This is a genomic window from Lacisediminihabitans profunda, from assembly GCF_008040105.1.
Lineage (GTDB): Bacteria > Actinomycetota > Actinomycetes > Actinomycetales > Microbacteriaceae > Lacisediminihabitans > Lacisediminihabitans profunda.
The window spans coordinates 644,265-663,089 of record NZ_VRMG01000005.1 but is presented as its reverse complement, the minus strand read 5'-3'; the positions used below and the strand labels follow the sequence as shown (position 1 = coordinate 663,089).

The window sequence follows — 18,825 nt, the reverse complement described above, 5'->3', positions numbered from 1 at the left end:
ACGGCTGTGACGGGCTCGCCCGCTCGGCTCTACTTGCCGCCCGCCCCGTGAGGGGTGTTCGCCGTTCTTCCGAGGACTCCCCGGTGATGGCCGGATCGCAGTCTGTGCCTCAATCCTAGCGGTTAGCGGGACGCCGGCAGCGGTGGGGGAAAAGACCGACGCGATCCGGCCGGGTCGACCTGCCAGACTGAGGCGATGACCGAGGCCGCACCAACCGTCGCCGGCGGATCCCTCACCGTGCTGATCGCCCTCGGTTCGAACCTCCTGGTGGCGATCGCGAAGACCGTGGCGTCCGTGATAACCGGATCCGCCTCCATGGTCGCCGAGACGGCCCACTCCTGGGCGGACTTCGGCAACGAGATCTTCCTCCTCGTGGCCGACCGTCGCTCGACGAAGACGCGCGACTCCTCGCATCCGCTCGGCTACGGCCGGGAGGCCTACGTCTGGTCGATGATCGCGGCCTTCGGCATCTTCAGCGCGGGCGCCATCGTCTCGATCAGCCACGGCATCCAGCAGTTGATCCAGCCGGAGAATGCCACCAACTTCGGCGTCGCCTATCTCGTGCTCGCCGTCTCGTTCCTGCTCGAGGGCTTCTCGTTCGCGCAGGCCTTCCGCCAGGCCAGGCGGGGTGGCATCGACCGCGGCACCAGCACCGGGTTCTACGCCCTCACCAGTTCGAATGCCACGCTGCGCGCGGTGTTCGCCGAGGATGCCGCGGCGCTCGTCGGCCTCGCGATCGCCTTCGTCGGCATCCTGCTGCACCAGCTGACCGCCCTCGCGGTGTTCGACTCGATCGGGTCGATCCTGGTCGGCGTGCTTCTCGGCGGAGTGGCCATCGTGCTCATCGACCGCAACCGCCGGTTTCTCATCGGCGAGATGCCGGATGCCCGGCTGCGCAACGAGGTGCTGCGCCGCCTTCTCGACCAGCCGGAAGTCGACCGGGTCACCTACCTGCACCTGGAGTTCGTGGGTCCGGGAAAGGTGTTCCTCGTCGCCTCGGTGGACATCGTGGGAGACGACACGGAGACCCACGTCGCGTACTCGCTTCGCCGGATCGAGCGGAGGCTCACCACGAACGAGCACATCCAGGAGGCCCTGCTTTCGCTCTCGACGCCGGATGAGGCATCCCTGGACCCCGATCACCCCTAGGGGCGGGCTCGGCTCAGCCCTTCACCGCCCCGGCGGTCAGACCCTGCACGATGTATCGGCTGGCGAAGGCGAACAGCACCATTGTCGGCACGATGGTGAGGACGGCCGCGGCCGACATCGACCCCCAGTCGATGTTGTAGCTGCTGATGAAATCGTTGAGCGCGGTGGGGATGGTCTTCTTGCCGTCGCTGTTGATGAGGGTCACGGACAGGAACAGTTCGTTCCAGCAGTTCACGAAGTTGAAGATGAACGCCGCGACGATTCCCGGTTTCATCACGGGCACCAGGACTCGGAAGAGGGCGCCGACCCGGGAGCAGCCATCGATCATCGCGGCCTCCTCGAGGGCATCCGGCACGTTCGCGAAGAATCCCCGCAGCATCACGGTGCAGAAAGGGATGCACACCGCGATGTAGATCAGGGTCAGGCCGAACCTGTTGTCCACCAGCCCGAGACTCGTGAACATGAGGTAGAGAGGTCCGAGAGCGATGAAGGACGGAATCATCTGCGTCACCAGGAACCCCATGAGCAGGGCGCCCTTGCTGCGGAACTCGAAGCGCGCGAGCACGTAGGCGGACATCAACGAGATGAGGGTCGCGACGAGCGCGGCCGTGATCGAGACCACGAGGCTGTTGGCCACGTAGACGCCGAACTGCGACTTGGCGAACAGACCGGCGTAGTTCTCGAGCGAAAAGACCTTCGGCCAGTAGGTGAGGGGGTAGCTGAAGACCGAGCCTGGCGACTTGAACGAGGTGACCGCGATCCAATACAGCGGAAAGAGGGTGATGACCAGCCACAGCGCGAGGAACGCGATCCTGACGGTCCTGGCGAGAGGGGTCTCCCTGGTGATCATGAGAGGTCGCCCTTCTTTTCGCGGCTGGCGGTGAGGAAGAAGATCGAAAACAGCACGAGCAGCCCGACGACGATGAGGCCGAGCGCGGAGGCCTGACCATAGTCCCCTCGCTGCGTCGTGGCGATCATCCAGGTGGTGACGATGTGGGTCTGGTTGGCCGGTCCCCCGCCGGTCATGCCGTAGATGATGTCGGGGAAGTTGAAGATCCAGATCACCCGCAGCAGCACGGTGAGCGAGAGGGTGATGCGGATGTACGGCACGATCACCTGGAACAGGGTGCGCGCCTTGCCCGCGCCGTCCAGGGCGGCCGCCTCCAGCATCTCGTCGGGAACCGACTGCAACGCCGCGAGGATGATGATCGCGAAGAAGGTCACGCCGTACCAGACGTTGGCGATGATCACCGCAACCATCGCCGTCTTCGGGTCGGCGAGCCACGGAATGGGGCTGTGGATGATGCCGGCCTTGCTCAGCAGGTCGTTGATCACTCCGAACTCGCTGTTGAACATCCAGCGGAAGAGGATTCCGATGAGGAATCCCGAAATCGCCCACGGAAAGAAGATCAGTGCCTGGTACAGCCCGCGGAACGGGAACGTGCGCCGCAGGAACAGTGCGATCGCGAAACCGATGACGAACTGCGGAACTATCGAGGCGACGACCCACACCACCGTGTTGCCGAGCACGGTGTAGAAGGTGGCGTCGGCGAAGATCGTCTGGAAGTTCTTGAATCCCACGAACGCGGTGTCGGTGAGGTTGTTGAGGTTCCAGTTGCGGAAGGCCATCTGGCTGCCAGACACCATCGGGTAGTAGATGAAGACGGCCACGAACAGGACGGCCGGGGCCATGAAGGCCACCATGGTCGCACCGCGGCGCACCGTGAACGCACGCCGTCGACGGATCGACCGCGGCTCGGCGGAACCGACCGCCACGGCCGGGCCGGGGGCACCCGTCGCGGTCGACGGATGCCCCTTCGTCACGTTGTCGAGCTTCGTCACGGTCGACGACCGTTTCGCTTCAGCAACGGGCTCATTTCTGCTTCCACTTGTCCGTCCAGTAGGCATCCCAGCTCGCGAGCAGTTCCTTCTGGGTCATCTGCCCGATGAGCACCTTCTGCACCTCGGAGTCCGACTTCTGAATCCACTCGGTCCACCAGGCGGAGTCACGCGGCTGAACCACCGAGACGTACTTGTCCGGGTGCTCGGTCATCGTGAGATAGCTCGCCCAGGCGCCGGTCTTGTAGAACGGGCTGTCTGCGGCGCTCTTCAGGATGGGGACCAGGCTGTTCTTCTGGCTGAAGGTGGTGGACGCCTTGCCCTCGGAGAGGAACTCGATGAGCTTCGCCGCCTCGGCCTTGTGGGTGCTCTTGGCCGCCGTGCCCCAGCCGGCAGTCGCCATCGGCTGCACGGCGATGCCGGACGGGCCGGCGAGCAACGGTGCGGTGCTCCACTGGGCCGGTGTGATGGCGTCGGACTCGCCGACGGTGGCGATCACCTCGGGGTCCTGCAGCAGGAACGCCGTCGAACCGCTCGAGAAGCCCTGCACCATCTCGGGGTAGCCCCAGGCCACCGATGACGGCGGCGAAGCCTTGCTGAACAGCGTGAAGTATGTCTTCAACGCGTCTGCTGCCTCCGGAGCCGAGAAGATCGTCTTGCCGTTGGTGAGCTTGAAGGCGTTGTCGTGATCCAGCTTTTTGGCGACATAGGCTTCGATCGCCACCACGACGTTGGAGTTGGCGTTGGTGCCGCCGCGGAAGGCGTAGCCGAACTGGTTCTTGGCCGGGTTCTGCAGAGCGGTGGCCTGGTGAAGCAGGTCGCTCCAGGAGGCGGGAGGGCCGTCGAAGCCCGCCGCCTTCACGAGGTCCGTGCGGTAGAAGAGGCTGAGACCGTAGAAGCCGTACGGCACGTAGTAGGTCTTGCCCTTCGCGTTCTTCGCGTACTTGACGGCGTTGTCGGTGAGGTCGCCCCAGCCTTTCCAGCCCTTGAGCTGGCCGCTCATGTCGGAGAGCCAGCCGTTGGTCGAGAACGGGCCGACGGTGATGTCGCGAACCTCCAGCACATCCACCCCGCTCCCCGACTGGAGCATCTGCTGGATCTTCTGGTCCGCCTGGTCGGTGGGCGGGGAGATGAGATCGACGGCGATGTTCGGGTTCGCCTTCTCGAAGTCGGCGAGGAGTCCCTTGAGCACCTTCGTTCTCACCGGGTTGGTGAGGCTCTCCACCATCTGCAGGGTCACCTTCCCCCCACTTTCGGCCGGCGCGGAGCATCCGGAGAGCGCGAGGGCGGCCGCGAGGCCGATCCCTACGAGCGACAGAACTTGTCTCTTCTTCACTGTTTCCTCATTCCTTGAGCAGGGTTTCTCGAGCAGGACATTTCGCTGAGCGGTGAGCGGCGGTCACGGTCATTCGCCCCGCGCGGACGCCGCCAGGGCGACGAGGGCGGGCACGCAGCGGTCGGCGAACTCTTCGAAGTCGGCCGCCGTGTTGTAGACGTGGGTGGAGAGGCGGAAGTATCCGACCCCGGCGAAGCTCGTGAACGCGGCCTCGATGCCGAGTTCTGCCGCGACCCGATCGCGGAGGGCGTCCGCCTCCGCGTGCGACGTCCCCAGCCCGGTCGGCAGCCGCACGAGTCGCAGGGCGTTCACCGGTGACCCGACATCCGCGCGGTGGTCCTCTCCCGTGAGGTTCGTGAACGCGGCGGCGATGGTGGCCTCCGCATAGTCGGCCAGGGCCGTCAGGTAGCGGCGCGCGGCATCCCACCCCCAGGACGATCCGATGAAGTCGAGCGCCGTCGGAGCGGAGAGATAGGCGGTCGCGTCGACAGTGCCCTGGGTGTCGAAACGCTCAGGGAAGTGCTGAGGGGCACCCCACGAGTCGATCAGCGGATACAGCTCGTCGCGCAGCGGCCCACGAGCGATGAGCGCCGCGGTGCCGCGGGGCGCACACCCGAACTTGTGGAGATTGCCGACCCAGAAGTCGCAGTCGAGGCCGGCGAGAGGATCGGCGACGAGCCCGGGAACGTGCGCGGCATCCACCAGCATGGCGATGCCCCGCTCCCGGGCGACCGCGGCCACCGTGTCCACCGGCAGGAAACGAGCCGTGGCCGACGTGATCTGATCCACGACGATGAGGCCCGTCTTGTCACCGAGCTCGGCGACGATCGCGTCGTGCGCCTCCTCTGGCGTAGCGCCGAGAGGCACCCGAGCCGTTCTCACCGTGCCGCCCCAGCGGCGGGCGAGCCGCTCGGCCCCCATGGTCACGGCGCCGTACCCGTGGTCGGTGACGACGATCTCCAGCCCGGGCGTCACCGGCAGGCTCGAGTAGACGACGCTGGCGCCCGCGCTCGCGTTGGGCACCAGGGCGAGGTCGCCGGCATCCGCACGGAGAAACGCGGCGATGGCCTCGCGGGTCGACGCGACCCTCGCGGGAAGTTCCGGAAACCAGATGACCGGAGCGGCCTCCATCTCGGACCTCAGCCGGCTCTGCTCCTGTTGCGCCACGAGAGGCACCGCACCGAACGACCCGTGGTTCACGTGCAGGACGTCGGGCGAGAGCGTCCAGGCGGTGCGGGCAAGGCTGCCGTCGCCGAGTCGCAGCGGGGAGGGCGCGATCGCCATCATCGTTTCGGTCATCCCGGTGGTGTTCCGTCCTGTCGTGGTGCGTCGTTGCACTCACCCTAGTAAGTCATCATATGACTTTCGCGAATCTACTGTTACGGTCGTGTAAAATCGAGCAAATCGGCGCAAGTGATCAAACATCTTGAGCGAAAGCGCGAGGTCGCTCGGGCCGCTAATCTGGGCCTAGGCGAGAGAGAGGCCAGTCATGTCGGCAGTCGACGACGCGTTCCATGGGCTGCGCCAGATGATCGCCTCCGGGCGCCTCGCCGCCGGGCAGAAGTTTCCGGCCGAGGCCGAGCTCTGCGAGGAGCTCGGGGTCTCCCGCGGCTCGCTGCGTGAGGCGGTTCGGATGCTCGCCGCCCTCGGAGTGATCGAGTCGCGCCACGGGTCAGGCACCTATGTCTCCGCCCTGAGGGCCGCCGACCTCGTCGGGGTTCTCGCGCTCACCGTCGACCTGCTCCCGCTGTCGGGCCTCCTCGACATGTATGAGCTGCGCCGAGTGCTCGAGACTCACGCCGCGGTCCAGGCGGCAGCCCGCATCACGCCGGAGACGGCGCTCGAGCTGCAGCGGCTCATCGACGAGATGGAGGCCACCGATGACCCGGCAACGGCATCCGCCCTCGACGCCGAGTTCCACCAGACCATCGCGCAGACCGCGGGCAACCCGACCCTCGTGGCCCTCCTCGATGTCTTCCGGTCCCGGTCACGCGCCTACCAGGTGTTCAACCTCCCGGAGGGCCCCGAACTCAAGGACATCAGCGACCGGGGGCACCGGGCGATCGCGAGCGCCATCATCGTTCATGATCCAACCGCCGCATCCACTGCCGCTGCGGCCCACGTGGCCCTGACGGAATCCTGGTTGCGACACTTCCAGCTCGAGCTCGAGCCACTGGCTCAGCCCCCGGACGGCGCCGGTCGGGTCGGATCGGGCAGCGCGACCTCGAGCCCGGTGGAGACGATCTCGAGGGCCGAGGAGACGTAGTCGACCAGATGGCCGCGACCGATGCCGTCCCGCGCCCACGCGGTCCAGGCCGCCGAGAGGGCCCCGGAGATCGCGTTCGCCGCGCTGAGCACGAGAAGATCGTCGGACGGCCGAGAGAGCTGGCGTGCCAGGAACGAGGCGATCACGTCCGAGCGCCGCGCGAGTCGCACGAGGCCGGATGACCGGGTCTCCTCCCTGGTCCCCATCACGTCGTCCTGGGTGAGAGCCAGCGGCACGCGGTCGACCCCGATGTCGGCGGCCACCCGGAGCGCGGCATCCCGCACCGCGGCGAGCGCCGGAACGCCGGGTGGCACGGTGCTCAGCTCCTCGGCGAGGCGGTCGATCCCCGCGTCGAGCTCCACCCAGAGCAGGTCGCTCTTCGCGCCGAAGTAGTTGAAGAAGGTATTGCGGCTGACGCCGGCGCGCTGGGCGATCTGCTCGATCGTGGTCAGGGCGTAGGTGTTCTCCAGAAACAGCTCGGCCGCGGCGTCCTCGAGCATCACGCGCGACGTCGTGCGCGGGCGGCCGACCGAGTTGCGAGAATCCATGCCCACCTCCGGGCGGTGTAATACTGTACTGAGTCCAATAATAGCCGTTCAGCAGAGAGCCCGTCAGTGAAACGCTTCGTCGCCCCCCTCATCGCCATCGCCTCCGTCGCTCTCCTCGTGGCCGGCTGCAGCACCACCTCCACCGGCTCGTCCGACGGCAAGCCGGTCGCCGGCGGCACCCTCGTCTACGCGACCGGGGACGCCGAGCCCACCTGCCTCGACCCGCACGTGGGCGGCAACTACCCGCAGGCGCTCGTGGCCACCCAGTACCTCGAGTCCCTCGTCTCCAAGAACAAGGCCGGGGACATCATCCCGTGGCTCGCCACCAAGTGGAGCGAGTCCGCGGATGGCCTGAGCTGGGACTTCACGCTGCGCACCGGCGTGAAGTTCACCGACGGCACGCCATTCGAGGCGGATGCCGTGGCCGCGAACGTCGCCCACCTCCAGGACCCGGCGACCGCGTCGTCCACCGGGTACCTCGCGCTGCAGAAGGTGACGGGCGTCACCGCCGTCGACAGGCACACCGCCCGCATCACCCTGAGCAGCCCGGACAGCGCGCTGCTCGACTCCCTCTCCCAGCCCTGGCTCGCGATCGAGTCCCCCACCGCGCTCAAGCGCAGCCAGGCGGTCAACTGCGAGTCCCCGGTGGGAACCGGGCCGTTCGTCGTGACGAAGTGGACCCACCAGCAGTCGATCTCCCTCGTGCGCAACGAGGGCTACACCTCTCCGCCCGCCGACGCCGCGCACACCGGCGCGGCGTACCTCAAGGCGATCGACTGGCGCTTCCTGCCCGACTCGGTGTCGCGCTATGCGGCCCTGACGGCCGGCACCGTCGACGTGATCGACAACGTGCAGCCGGACACCCTCGTGGCCGCGAAGAAGAGCAAGGACCTCGTCGCCCTCGACGCGCCGCGCCCCGGCGCCTCCAATCGCATCGAACTCAACTCGAGCATCGCGCCGTTCGACGACGCGAGGGTGCGGGAGGCGTTCATCCGCTCGGCGAACGTGAACGACGCCGTCACGAGCCTGTTCTTCGGCACCGCCACGCGCTCGTATTCCGCGCTCTCGAGCGTCGAGAAGCTCGGCGTCTCGGAGCCGAAGCTGTTCGGCTACGACCAGAAGGCGGCGGCGACACTCCTCGACGCGGCCGGCTGGGGCACGAAGAACGCTGACGGCTATCGCACGAAGAACGGCACGGTGCTCGAACTGGACTTCCCGGTGAGCACCAACCAGTCGATCCCCGCCGAGCAGTCGCTCTTCGAACAGCTGCAGGCCACCAGCAAGCAGGCCGGCTTCAAGGTGAACCTCCACCCGCTCGACCTCTCCAGCTGGTACGGCGCTCTGGGCAAGAACCAGTACAACCTGGTGAGCGCCCCGTACACGAAGGTCGGACCGGATGTGCTGCGCATCCTCTTCGACAGTGCGGGCACCAAGCCGGCGCCCAGCGGCTACTTCGCCAACCACTCCCAGGTGAAGGATCCCGCCCTCGACGCGCTGCTCGAGAAGGCGGCGCAGACCTCGGACCAGACCGAGCGCGCGAGCCTCTACAAGAAGGCACAGGAGATCGTGCTTGGCGGCTTCTACATCCTTCCGCTCTACGACCAGCAGAACCACTTCCTGCGGCGTTCCGTGGTGAGCGGGCTGCGGGCGATGCCGACGGTGTCCACGCCCACGATGTACGACGCGTGGCTCTCCCGGTAGCCGCAGCACCCCCGGTTCGGCGCGGCCCCCTGCCCTGGCTGCTCCTGCGGCTCGGGGGCGTGGTCTTCGTGCTCTGGGCCGTCGCCACGGTCACCTTCTTCGCCATCCGACTGATCCCCGGTGACCCGGCCGAGGCGGTGCTCGGCGGCCCGGGCTCGCAGGCCAGCGCCGCCGCCCTCGCCCAGGTGCGCGCCGACTACGGGCTCGACCTGCCCCTCCCCCTGCAGTACCTGCACTATCTCGGTCGACTCGCCGCCGGGGACCTCGGCCGGTCGTACTCCTTGCGCGAGCCGGTCGGCGCGGTGATCGGGCAGAACCTCGGCGGGACGCTGCTGCTCGCCCTGCTCTCCCTGCTCACCGCGGCCGTCATCGCCCTCGCCCTCGCGGCCTGGTCGACCAGGGGCGGTCGCTGGGCCTCGGCGGTGACGTGGGTACTCGAGGTCGTGTCGGCGGCGCTGCCGCACTTCTGGCTCGCGATCTCACTCATCCTGCTCTTCTCCACGACCCTCGGCTGGCTGCCCCCGGTGAGCGTCCCTGGCCCCGCGGGCCTCGTGCTTCCCGTGCTCACCCTCGCCATCCCCCTGGCCGGATTCCTCGGCCAGGTGATGCGCGAGTCCCTCCTCGACGCGCTCGGCTCGCCGTTCGTGCTCGCGGCCCGTGCTCGGGGCGAGAGCGAGGCCGGCGTGTTCTGGCGACACGCGCTCCGGCACGCGGCGATCCCCGCCATCGGACTCGCCGGCTGGGCGTTCGGCGCCCTGATCAGCGGCGCGGTCGTCGTCGAGACGATCTTCGCGCGCCCCGGGATCGGGCGGAGCCTGCTCTCGGCCGTCCAGTTGCGCGACGTGCCGCTGGTGATCGGCGTGGTGCTCGTCGTGGCGCTCGGCTACATGCTCGTCACGACCCTCACGGATCTCGCGGACAGGCTCATCGACCCGCGTCCCGCCCCGACGACCGCGCATCGGGGGCGCTCATGAGCAGGCCCGCCGTCATCGTCGCCGCCGCCGTTCTCGCCTTCCTGGTCTTCGCCGCGCTGTTTCCCGGCGTCATCGCGCCCGGCGATCCCCTCGCCATCCACCCCCTCGACAGCTTCCGGGCGCCCTCGTTCGCCCACCCGTTCGGAACCGACGAATCCGGCCGGGACATCTTCACGCGCATCATCCACGGCACGGGCGCGTCGCTCACGATCGGTCTGTCGGCGACCGCGATCGGCGTGGGACTCGCCCTCATCCTCGGGCTGCTCTCCGGGCTCGGGCCGCGCTGGCTCGACTTCGGTACCACCCGGTTTCTCGAGGTGCTGTTCGCGTTTCCCGGCCTTCTGCTCGCGCTGCTCTTCATCGTGATCTACGGCCCTGGTGTGGTCACCTCCACGATCGCCGTCGGACTCGCGACCGCGCCGGGGTATGCGCGCATCATCCGTAGCCAGGTTCGGGTCGTGCGGCGGGCCCCCTACCTCGAGGCGGCCCTCGTGCTCGGCCGGAGCCCCGCCCACCGCCTCGTGCGCCACCTCCTGCCGAACGTGGTCGGATCCCTCTTCGTGCTCGTGACGCTCGGCATCGGGCAGTCGATAGTCTGGGCGTCGTCGCTCAGCTACCTCGGCCTCGGCGCCGTGCCGCCCGCCGCCGAGTGGGGCGCCATGCTGTCCGCCGGCCGCACCTACCTCGGCTCCTTCTGGTGGATGACCTTCTTCCCCGGCCTCTTCATCGTGCTGGCAGCGGTCGGTACCACCCTGCTCGGGCGCGGAATCCAGCAGGGGACGCGGCTCAGATGACCCTCGTCTCCGTGCGTGATCTCGCCGTGTCGTTCGGCGGCACGACCGTCGTCTCCGGGGTGGACTTCGACATCGAGGCCGGGCAGTGCGTCGCCCTCGTCGGTGAGTCCGGATCGGGCAAGAGCGTGACCGCGCGCGCGCTGCTGGGCCTCACCGGAGGATCCGTGAACGCGGCGGAGTTGCGCTTCCACGACACGGACCTCCGCTCGGCCTCGCCCTCGAGGCTCCGTCGGTTGCGCGGGCGGGAGATCGGATTCGTGTCGCAGGGCGCCCTCGTGGCTCTCGACCCGCTGCGGCCGGTCGGGCGGGAGATCGAGGACTCGCTGCGCATCCACACCCGGCTCGGCGCCGCCCAGCGCCGTGCGCGCGCCATCGAACTGCTCGCCGAGGCGGGCGTTCCGCAGGCGGCGGAGCGTGCGGCCCAGCGACCGGACGAGCTCTCCGGCGGGCTTCGCCAGCGAGCGCTGATCGCCTCGGCGATCGCGCTCCGGCCGCGCCTGCTCATCGCGGACGAGCCGACCACGGCGCTCGACACGACGGTGCAGGCCGGCATCCTCGACCTGCTCGAGAGCCTCCGCGACGCCGGGACGGCGATCCTGCTGATCAGCCACGACCTCGCCGTCGTGAGCCGGCTCGCCTCGCACCTCGTCGTCATGTCCGAGGGGCGGGTGGTGGAGAGCGGACCGGCCGAGCGGGTTCTCGCCGAGCCGCGGCATCCGTACACCCGCCGGCTGATCGCTGCGGTTCCGACGGACCGCCCCCGCTTCGAGCGGCTCACTGACCGGCCCGCGGCCGCGCCTGCGGCCGATCGGCCGCAGGCCTCCCGCGACGTGGTGCTCTCCGCCACCGGACTCCGGCGAGAATTCGGCTCGCGAGTGGCGGTCGACGGGGTGGGGTTCGCCCTCGGGCGAGGCAAGACCCTCGGGATCGTCGGCGAGTCCGGATCGGGCAAGACCACGGTCGCCCGCCTCGTGCTCGCCCTCGAGCGGCCGGATGCCGGGGAGGTGCGGCTGCTCGGTCGGCCGTGGAGCACGCTCACCGAGCCGCAGCGGCGCGAGCGTCGACCGGGGATCGGCGCGATCTACCAGGACGCCCTCAGCTCGTTCGACCCGCGGCTCACCGTCGGCCAGATTCTCGCGGACGCGCTGAGCGGCGGGCGGTCGCGACGCGCAAGCCCGGAGGTCGTGGCGCTGATGGAGTCGGTGGGCCTGCAGGCGTCGCTCGCCTCCCGCCGTCCGCGGCTCCTCTCGGGCGGCCAGCAGCAGCGGGTGGCGATCGCGCGGGCGATCGCGCCGAGGCCGCACATCCTCGTCTGCGACGAACCGGTGTCGAGCCTCGACGTGTCGGTGCAGGCCCAGGTTCTCGACCTGCTCGACGATCTCCAGCGCTCGCTCGGCCTGAGCTATCTCTTCATCACCCATGACCTCGGCGTGGTGCGCCACATGAGCGACGACCTGCTGGTGATGCGGCACGGCCGGGTGCTGGAGGCAGGTCCCACCGAGTCGGTCTTCTCCCGACCGCGGCACGACTACACGCGCGCTCTGATCGACTCGGCTCCCCGCCTCGGCTGAGGATCGCGCCGGGCGAGGACCGACCGCCGGAGGCGTCTCGGCCGCCGGTTGTAGAATCGGACACGATCCCCCCATTCAGGCACCTCTTCACTGACTCGGTGCCGCCCATACAGAACCGGAGCGCCCCGTGGCCGACATCTCTGCCTCGCCCATTCCCGAGAAGCCCGCCCTCGAGGGGCTCGAGGCGAAATGGGATCAGCGCTGGCAGCAGGAGCAGACCTACCGCTTCGACCGGGAGACGGCCACCCGCGGAACCGTCTTCAGCATCGACACTCCCCCGCCGACCGCCTCGGGCAGCCTGCACATCGGGCATGTCTTCAGCTACACCCACATGGACCTGATCGCGCGGTTCGAGCGGATGCGCGGCAAGAGCGTCTTCTACCCGATGGGCTGGGACGACAACGGTCTGCCCACCGAGCGCCGGGTGCAGAACTACTACGGCGTGCGCTGCGACCCGTCGCTGCCCTACGACCCCGACTTCGTGCCCCCACTCGAGGGGGGCGACAATTCGTCGTCCAAGGCCGCCGACCAGCTGCCGCTCTCCCGCCGCAACTTCATCGAGCTGTGCGAACGGCTCACCGCCGAAGACGAGAAGCAGTTCGAGGATGTCTGGCGCACGATGGGCCTCAGCGTCGACTGGACGCAGAGCTACCGCACCATCGGCGACGAGGCCCAGACCGCCGCCCAGCGCGCCTTCCTCCGCAACCTCGCCCGCGGCGAGGCGTACCAGGCGGATGCGCCCACCCTCTGGGACGTCACCTTCCGCACGGCGGTGGCCCAGGCCGAACTCGAGGATAAGGAACAGCCGGCGGCTTACCACCGCCTGGCCTTCCACGGGCCCGACGGCGACGTGCACATCGAGACCACGCGACCGGAACTGCTGCCGGCGTGCGTGGCCCTCGTCGCCCACCCGGACGACGAGCGCTACCAGCACCTCTTCGGCACCACGGTGACCACTCCGCTCTTCGGCGTCGAGGTGCCGGTGCTGGCCCACCACCTCGCCCAGAAGGACAAGGGATCGGGCATCGCCATGATCTGCACCTTCGGCGATGTCACCGACGTCGTCTGGTGGCGCGAACTCGACCTGCCCAACCGCACGATCATCGGGCGCGACGGGCGGATCATCGCGGACGCCCCCGACGTGATCGTGGGCGAGGACGCGAAGGCGGCCTACGCCGAACTGGCCGGCAAGACCGTGTTCAGCGCCAAGGCCCGGGTGGTCGAACTGCTCACCGCCAGCGGGGAGCTCATCGGCGAGCCCAAGCGGATCGTTCACTCGGTGAAGTTCTTCGAGAAGGGCGACAAGCCCCTCGAGATCGTCTCCACGCGCCAGTGGTACATCCGCAACGGCGCTCGCGACGAGGCGCTCCGGGCGAAGCTGCTCGAGCGCGGCCGCGAGATCAACTTCGCCCCGGACTTCATGCGCGTGCGCTACGAGAACTGGGTAAACGGTCTCACCGGCGACTGGCTCATCTCGCGCCAGCGCTTCTTCGGCGTGCCGATCCCGGTCTGGTATGAGCTCGACGCCGACGGCGAGAAGGGCGCGGTCATCGTGCCGAGCGAGAGCGCGCTGCCGGTGGACCCGGCATCCGCCCCGGCTCCCGGCTACGACGAGACCCAGCGCGGCGTGCCCGGCGGCTTCGTCGGCGAGGTCGACATCATGGACACCTGGGCCACGTCGTCCCTCACCCCGCAGATCGCCGGCGGCTGGGAGCGGGATCCTGAGCTCTTCGACCTCGTCTTCCCGTACTCGCTGCGCTCGCAGGGCCAGGACATCATCCGCACCTGGCTGTTCTCCACGATCTTGCGGGCGGAGCTCGAGAACGGTTCGCTGCCCTGGAAGAACGCCGGAATCTCCGGCTTCATCGTCGACCCCGACCGCAAGAAGATGTCCAAGTCGAAGGGCAACGTGGTGACCCCGGCGGCCATGCTCGACGAGCACGGTTCGGATGCCGTGCGCTATTGGGCGGCCTCCAGCAGGCTGGGCACCGACGCGGCCTTCGATCCGCAGAACCCCAAGCAGATCAAGATCGGCCGGCGACTGGCCATCAAGGTGCTCAACGCCGCCAAGTTCGTGTACTCGTTCCCCGTGCCGGAGGCGCTCGTCGCCTCGGGCGGGGCGGACGAGGCGGTCGCGGCGAGCCTGATCACCAATCCCCTGGACATCGACGTGCTGGCCGAACTCGCCATCGTCGTGGAGGCCGCGACGAACTGCCTCGAGGACTTCGACCACGCCAGGGCGCTCGAGGTGACCGAGCGGTTCTTCTGGACCTTCTGCGACGACTACCTCGAACTCGTGAAGGAACGGGCATACGGATCGGCCACGGCGCCCGAGCAGGCCTCCGCGGTGGCGACGCTGCGAACGGGCGTCGATGTGCTCCTGCGGCTGCTCGCGCCGTTCATCCCCTTCGCCACGGAGGAGGTCTGGTCCTGGACCCACGACGACTCCGTGCACCGCGCATCCTGGCCCACCGCACCCACCCAGGCTCACCCCACCGGGCTCCTGGGCGCCGTGGGGCAGGCGCTGATCGGCATCCGCCGGGCCAAGACCGACGCGAAGGCGTCGCAGCGCACCGAGGTGACCTCGGCGACGATCACCGGTCCGGTGCTGCTGCAGCAGGCGGTCGACGACCTGGCCGCCGTCGGACGCATCGCCAGCCTCACCTTCGCGATCAGCGAAGAGATCGCCGTTACCGACGTGCTGCTCGCCGAGCAGCCGGCCTGACCACACCCCACCACCGCAGACAGACCGGAGGCCCAACGATGCAGCTAGGCACACGATGGGCGGTCGGCACCGACGCGCCGCCGCGCCTCCCCGAACCGGTCGTCGCGGCGATCCGCTCCGTCGAGGCCGACCTGGCCGGCATCGACACGAGCGGTTGGCGCTGGACCCTCACCTGGCTGGAGGGCCGTCCGGTGGCCGAACTCGACGACGGCACGATCGTGCGCGTCACCGCTGACGGCACGGTCGTCGTCACCGATCCGTCGGAGGACGGCACGGACGCCAGCTGACCCGACGCAAGCCGAGGCGATCAGCCCGGCGCGATTTGTCCGGCCCGGAGAGTCCTTCGGCCACGGCGGGCCGCCCAGAACCCCGATGAGCCGGACGGATGTCCTGGGGGGATCGTGCACAGGAGGAGGCGCTAGGACGCCGAGTGCAGGTCCGTGGAGCTCATCGGGGTGGACTGGGGCAGGATGCCGGCGGCGCCGACACGAGAGGTCCCTCGACACGAGGGGACGGGTTCCGATTGACGACCGCTCGTGGCGAGTGCGTCAGCGGATAGGGTACGAGCCGATTCGGATGGTACGGCCGGCGAAGAATTCAGCTCAGGATACCCGCATCGCCAGGGAAAGCGTCCTGTGCTGTCGAAGTTCGACGTCACAAACCGTCGCAAAAGTCCGAGAGTGTTCCTCACGTGTCATCATGCCGCGCTCGGCGCGGGCGCGAGCCCACCTCAGCATGGCGACACCGAGCGTGATCGCCGCGCGTTCGAGGCCGCGGGGACGCGGACTGTGCACGGTGAAGGCGGCGGTGCTCAGCAGGTCGGCACTCACCAGATCGGCACTCAGCAGGTCGGTGCTCAGCAGGTCGGCACTCGCCAGGTCGGCACTCACCAGATCGGCACTCACCAGATCAGCACTGGCGCGAAGAGCGAGGGTTGCTGTCATTGTCTTTTCACCTCTTCCTGGGTCTCAATTTAGGGTCGGCCACTGTCATTCCGGTGGCCGGATGATGAACGGCGCGAGGCCGGACGATCACGGATCTTCGCGAGGATTCCGAGCCGACTCCGCGTCATCCGGCGTCTCTTCCCCATCCACGACGGGAAAGGCATCGAAGTGGATCTGCACCGGCCTCGCGCCGGGCACCTCCTGGCCCTTGTACTTCTCGATGTACTCGCCGTAGAGCGCGATCCAGGCCTCGAGGAGCTCGTTCATCTGCTCCCTCGTCAGCCTGGTGTTCATGGTGCTCACGGTGCTCACGTCGAGCCACGCGTCCGGAAGAAGGTCAGGGCCACGCTCGAGGAAGTCGTCGAGAACCCGCGCGCGGCTGCGCTTCCATTCCTGGATGACGAGGTCGCTCGCGGCACGCCCCACCGGGGTCGCGGTCGTCTCCTTCATCTCCCTCGACGACAGGTTGATCCCAACGGGGGTTCGTTCCCACCAGCGTTCACGACCCGTGCCCTTGCCCTGCACCTCACGCACGAATCCGTGCTTCTCCAGCTGCCGCAGATGGTAGCTGGTGGCGCCGCTGGACTCGCCCAACCGATCGGCCAGCCCGCTCGCGGTGAACGAGCCGTAGGTCGAGAGCATGTCGACGATGTGCACCCGCAGTGGATGCGCGAGCGCCTTGAGGGATTCGAGGTCGAGGATGCGCCCCGCGAACGCCTTGTGGGCGTCTTCTTCTTCGGACTCGGTGGTCGGGTTCTCAGCCATGGTGCCAGAATAACAATGCAAAGCATTCTTTGCAATGCCTTCTTTGCAACACACTCTTTGCAACGTACTCTTTGCAGAGAATCCTTTGCAGCACCGGTGCCCTGTCGTCTCGGCGTCGGCGTTCGGCCTAGGCTAGCCCGCATGGTTGAACAGAATCTCGAGCAGAATCCCTTCCTGGCGCCGAGCACCCTGCCCTACGGGCTGCCGCCCTTCGCCGACATCCGGGACGAGCACTACCGGCCGGCGTTCGAGAGGGGCATCGAGGAGCACCTCGCCGAGATCTCGAACATCACCCGCCGCGGGGACGCGCCCAGCTTCGAGAACACGATGATCCCCCTGGAGAAGTCCGGGCAGACGCTCGAGCGCGTCGCCACCGTGTTCTTCAACAAGAGTTCGGCCGACATCTCGGACTTCACGAACGAGCTCGAGGAGGAGATGGCGCCCCTCCTCGCCGCGCACTCCGACGCCATCCGGCTCGACTCCGCCCTGTACTGGCGCATCAAGACCCTGCACGACCAGCTCGATCAGCTGGATCTGGACGCCGAATCCCGCTATCTCGTCGAGCGCTACTACACCGAATTCACCCTGGCCGGTGCCGCGTTGGACGATGACCAGAAGGCCGCGCTTCGCGAGTACAACCAGACGCTCTCCACTCTCACCACGCGGTTCGAGAAGAACCTGCTCGCCGACACCAACGACCTCGCCGTGGTGATCGACGACGTCGCCGAACTCGACGGGCTCGGCGCCGGAGAGATCTCGGCCGCGGCCGAGGCCGCCCGGGAGCGAGGCCTGGACGGCAAATACCTCGTGACGCTGGTGCTGCCCACCGGGCATCCCTACCTCGACTCACTCACCAATCGCGACGTGCGGAAGCGCATCATGGACGCGTCCCGCTCGCGCGGCGGCCGCGGCGGCGAGAACGACAATCGCGAACTCGTGCTGGAGATCACCCGCCTGCGCGCGGAGCGGGCACGGCTGCTCGGATTCGAGAACCACGCCGCGTATGTCACGGCGGATGAGACGGCCAAGACGCCGGCGGCCGTGGCCTCGATGCTCGGTCGCCTGGCCCCCATCGCGGCGCGCAACGCCCGCGCGGAACAGGCCGACCTGCAGGCCCAGATCGGCGACGAATTCGCCCTCCAATCCTGGGACTGGGCGTACTACACCGAGAAGGTGCGCCAGGCGAAGTACGACGTCGACACCGCCGCGATGCGTCCGTACTTCGAGGCCGAGCGGGTGATGCGCGACGGGGTGTTCTTCGCCGCCACGCGCGTCTACGGGGTGACCTTCACCGAACGTGCGGACCTCGTCGCCTACCACCCGGACGCCCGCGTGTTCGAGGTGAAGAACGACGACGGCTCCCCCGTCGGTCTCTACGTGCTCGACCTCTACACCAGGGACTCCAAGCGCGGGGGCGCGTGGATGAACTCCCTCGTCTCGCAGAACTCCCTGCTGGATCATCCGGTCGTCGTCACGAACAATCTCAACGTGCCGAAGCCCGCGTCGGGAATGCCCACCCTGCTCAGCTACGACGAGGTCAACACGTTCTTCCACGAGTTCGGGCACGCCCTGCACGGGCTGTTCGCGCGCGTCACCTACCCCAAGTTCGCCGGCACGAACGTGTACCGCGACTTTGTCGAGTTCCCGAGCCAGGTGAACGAGATGTGGATGCTGTGGCCCGAGATCCTGGCAAACTACGCCGTGCATTTCGAGACCGGCGAGCCCATGCCGCAGGCGTTCGTGGACAAGATTCGGGCATCCTCGGCGTTCAATGAGGGTTTCAAGACGAGCGAATACCTCGCGGCAGCGCTGCTCGACCAGGCCTGGCACCGCATCACGGCGGACGACACCGTGGCCGACGTCGCCGAGTTCGAGGCGGAGGCCCTCGCGGCGGTGGGCCTCGATAACCCGGCCGTGCCGACCCGGTACTCGAGCACGTACTTTGCGCACACCTTCTCCGGCGGGTACGACGCCGGGTACTACTCGTACATCTGGAGCGAGGTGCTCGACGCGGATACCGTCGACTGGTTCACCGAGAATGGCGGGCTCACCCGCGCGAACGGGGACCGCTTCCGGTCGCTGCTGCTCGGGGTGGGCGGGTCGAAGGACCCGCTGGAGGCGTACCGGGAGTTCCGGGGACGCGATGCCGTGATCGAGCCGCTGCTCAAGCGCCGGGGTCTCGCCGGCTAGTCCCGCATCCCCAGCGGCCGGAC

16 protein-coding genes are annotated in these 18,825 nt (G+C 68.2%); 9 read left to right on the top strand and 7 right to left on the bottom strand.

Annotated features, from left to right (window positions below):
• Positions 1-195 precede the first annotated feature (195 nt).
• A complete protein-coding gene (locus FVP33_RS07680) occupies positions 196-1,149 on the top strand; it encodes a cation diffusion facilitator family transporter (protein WP_147783005.1) in 954 nt (317 codons plus the stop codon).
• 13 nt (positions 1,150-1,162) lie between these two features.
• On the opposite strand, the gene FVP33_RS07675 is transcribed toward FVP33_RS07680, so the two are convergent.
• The 4 genes from FVP33_RS07675 to FVP33_RS07660 form a co-directional block, all read right to left on the bottom strand.
• On the bottom strand, positions 1,163-1,999 hold the full coding sequence (locus tag FVP33_RS07675) for a carbohydrate ABC transporter permease (RefSeq protein WP_147783004.1): 837 nt from the start codon (positions 1,997-1,999) through the stop codon (positions 1,163-1,165).
• A complete protein-coding gene (locus FVP33_RS07670) occupies positions 1,996-2,991 on the bottom strand; it encodes a carbohydrate ABC transporter permease (protein WP_246142222.1) in 996 nt (331 codons plus the stop codon). The genes FVP33_RS07675 and FVP33_RS07670 overlap by 4 nt, the downstream gene beginning before the upstream one ends.
• A gap of 31 nt (positions 2,992-3,022) precedes the next feature.
• Positions 3,023-4,324, bottom strand: a complete 1,302-nt coding sequence (locus FVP33_RS07665) for an ABC transporter substrate-binding protein (protein ID WP_187270615.1) — start codon at positions 4,322-4,324, stop codon at positions 3,023-3,025.
• A gap of 69 nt (positions 4,325-4,393) precedes the next feature.
• Entirely contained in the window at positions 4,394-5,623 is a 1,230-nt protein-coding gene (locus tag FVP33_RS07660) for an aminotransferase class V-fold PLP-dependent enzyme (protein ID WP_147783002.1), read from the bottom strand.
• A 190-nt stretch (positions 5,624-5,813) separates the two neighbouring features.
• On the opposite strand from FVP33_RS07660, the gene FVP33_RS07655 reads away from it, so the two are divergent.
• Positions 5,814-6,590, top strand: a complete 777-nt coding sequence (locus tag FVP33_RS07655; protein ID WP_147783001.1) for a FadR/GntR family transcriptional regulator — start codon at positions 5,814-5,816, stop codon at positions 6,588-6,590.
• Here FVP33_RS07655 and FVP33_RS07650 read toward each other — a convergent pair.
• A complete protein-coding gene (locus tag FVP33_RS07650; protein ID WP_147783000.1) occupies positions 6,503-7,138 on the bottom strand; it encodes a TetR/AcrR family transcriptional regulator in 636 nt (211 codons plus the stop codon). The genes FVP33_RS07655 and FVP33_RS07650 overlap by 88 nt on opposite strands.
• A gap of 66 nt (positions 7,139-7,204) precedes the next feature.
• Here FVP33_RS07650 and FVP33_RS07645 point away from each other — a divergent pair, with 66 nt between their 5' ends.
• From FVP33_RS07645 to FVP33_RS07620, 6 genes are all read left to right on the top strand, one after another.
• Positions 7,205-8,839: an ABC transporter substrate-binding protein gene (locus FVP33_RS07645; RefSeq protein WP_147782999.1), complete on the top strand. Its 1,635-nt coding sequence runs from the start codon at positions 7,205-7,207 to the stop codon at positions 8,837-8,839.
• Positions 8,824-9,813 (top strand): ABC transporter permease, encoded by a 990-nt coding sequence (locus FVP33_RS07640; protein WP_147782998.1) that lies wholly within the window; start codon positions 8,824-8,826, stop codon positions 9,811-9,813. The genes FVP33_RS07645 and FVP33_RS07640 overlap by 16 nt, the downstream gene beginning before the upstream one ends.
• On the top strand, positions 9,810-10,607 hold the full coding sequence (locus tag FVP33_RS07635) for an ABC transporter permease (RefSeq protein WP_147782997.1): 798 nt from the start codon (positions 9,810-9,812) through the stop codon (positions 10,605-10,607). Before FVP33_RS07640 ends, FVP33_RS07635 begins: the two co-directional genes overlap by 4 nt.
• Positions 10,604-12,178 carry a dipeptide ABC transporter ATP-binding protein gene (locus FVP33_RS07630; protein WP_147782996.1) on the top strand — a complete coding sequence of 525 codons (1,575 nt, stop codon included), beginning with the start codon at positions 10,604-10,606 and terminating at the stop codon, positions 12,176-12,178. Before FVP33_RS07635 ends, FVP33_RS07630 begins: the two co-directional genes overlap by 4 nt.
• 136 nt (positions 12,179-12,314) lie before the next feature.
• Positions 12,315-14,903, top strand: coding sequence for a valine--tRNA ligase (valS, locus tag FVP33_RS07625; protein WP_246142256.1), 2,589 nt, complete (start codon positions 12,315-12,317; stop codon positions 14,901-14,903).
• A 38-nt stretch (positions 14,904-14,941) separates the two neighbouring features.
• Positions 14,942-15,190, top strand: a complete 249-nt coding sequence (locus FVP33_RS07620) for a hypothetical protein (protein ID WP_147782995.1) — start codon at positions 14,942-14,944, stop codon at positions 15,188-15,190.
• A 315-nt stretch (positions 15,191-15,505) separates the two neighbouring features.
• Here FVP33_RS07620 and FVP33_RS07615 read toward each other — a convergent pair whose 3' ends face one another.
• Entirely contained in the window at positions 15,506-15,847 is a 342-nt protein-coding gene (locus FVP33_RS07615; protein WP_147782994.1) for a hypothetical protein, read from the bottom strand.
• Positions 15,848-15,934: 87 nt separating this feature from the next.
• Positions 15,935-16,612 carry an ArsR/SmtB family transcription factor gene (locus tag FVP33_RS07610; RefSeq protein ID WP_147782993.1) on the bottom strand — a complete coding sequence of 226 codons (678 nt, stop codon included), beginning with the start codon at positions 16,610-16,612 and terminating at the stop codon, positions 15,935-15,937.
• A 141-nt stretch (positions 16,613-16,753) separates the two neighbouring features.
• Here FVP33_RS07610 and FVP33_RS07605 point away from each other — a divergent pair, with 141 nt between their 5' ends.
• Positions 16,754-18,802 (top strand): M3 family metallopeptidase, encoded by a 2,049-nt coding sequence (locus FVP33_RS07605; RefSeq protein WP_147782992.1) that lies wholly within the window; start codon positions 16,754-16,756, stop codon positions 18,800-18,802.
• The last annotated feature ends 23 nt before the right edge of the window (positions 18,803-18,825 follow it).

Bases quoted from the DNA above. Each gene is read 5' to 3' on its own strand.
- FVP33_RS07655 (WP_147783001.1), top strand. From the start codon at position 5,814: ATGTCGGCAGTCGACGACGCGTTCCATGGGCTGCGCCAGATGATCGCC.
- FVP33_RS07605 (WP_147782992.1), top strand. From the start codon at position 16,754: ATGGTTGAACAGAATCTCGAGCAGAATCCCTTCCTGGCGCCGAGCACC.
- FVP33_RS07635 (WP_147782997.1), top strand. From the start codon at position 9,810: ATGAGCAGGCCCGCCGTCATCGTCGCCGCCGCCGTTCTCGCCTTCCTG.
- FVP33_RS07615 (WP_147782994.1), bottom strand. From the start codon at position 15,847: ATGACAGCAACCCTCGCTCTTCGCGCCAGTGCTGATCTGGTGAGTGCC.
- FVP33_RS07630 (WP_147782996.1), top strand. From the start codon at position 10,604: ATGACCCTCGTCTCCGTGCGTGATCTCGCCGTGTCGTTCGGCGGCACG.
- FVP33_RS07675 (WP_147783004.1), bottom strand. From the start codon at position 1,999: ATGATCACCAGGGAGACCCCTCTCGCCAGGACCGTCAGGATCGCGTTC.
- FVP33_RS07610 (WP_147782993.1), bottom strand. From the start codon at position 16,612: ATGGCTGAGAACCCGACCACCGAGTCCGAAGAAGAAGACGCCCACAAG.
- FVP33_RS07650 (WP_147783000.1), bottom strand. From the start codon at position 7,138: ATGGATTCTCGCAACTCGGTCGGCCGCCCGCGCACGACGTCGCGCGTG.
- FVP33_RS07660 (WP_147783002.1), bottom strand. From the start codon at position 5,623: ATGACCGAAACGATGATGGCGATCGCGCCCTCCCCGCTGCGACTCGGC.
- FVP33_RS07680 (WP_147783005.1), top strand. From the start codon at position 196: ATGACCGAGGCCGCACCAACCGTCGCCGGCGGATCCCTCACCGTGCTG.
- FVP33_RS07620 (WP_147782995.1), top strand. From the start codon at position 14,942: ATGCAGCTAGGCACACGATGGGCGGTCGGCACCGACGCGCCGCCGCGC.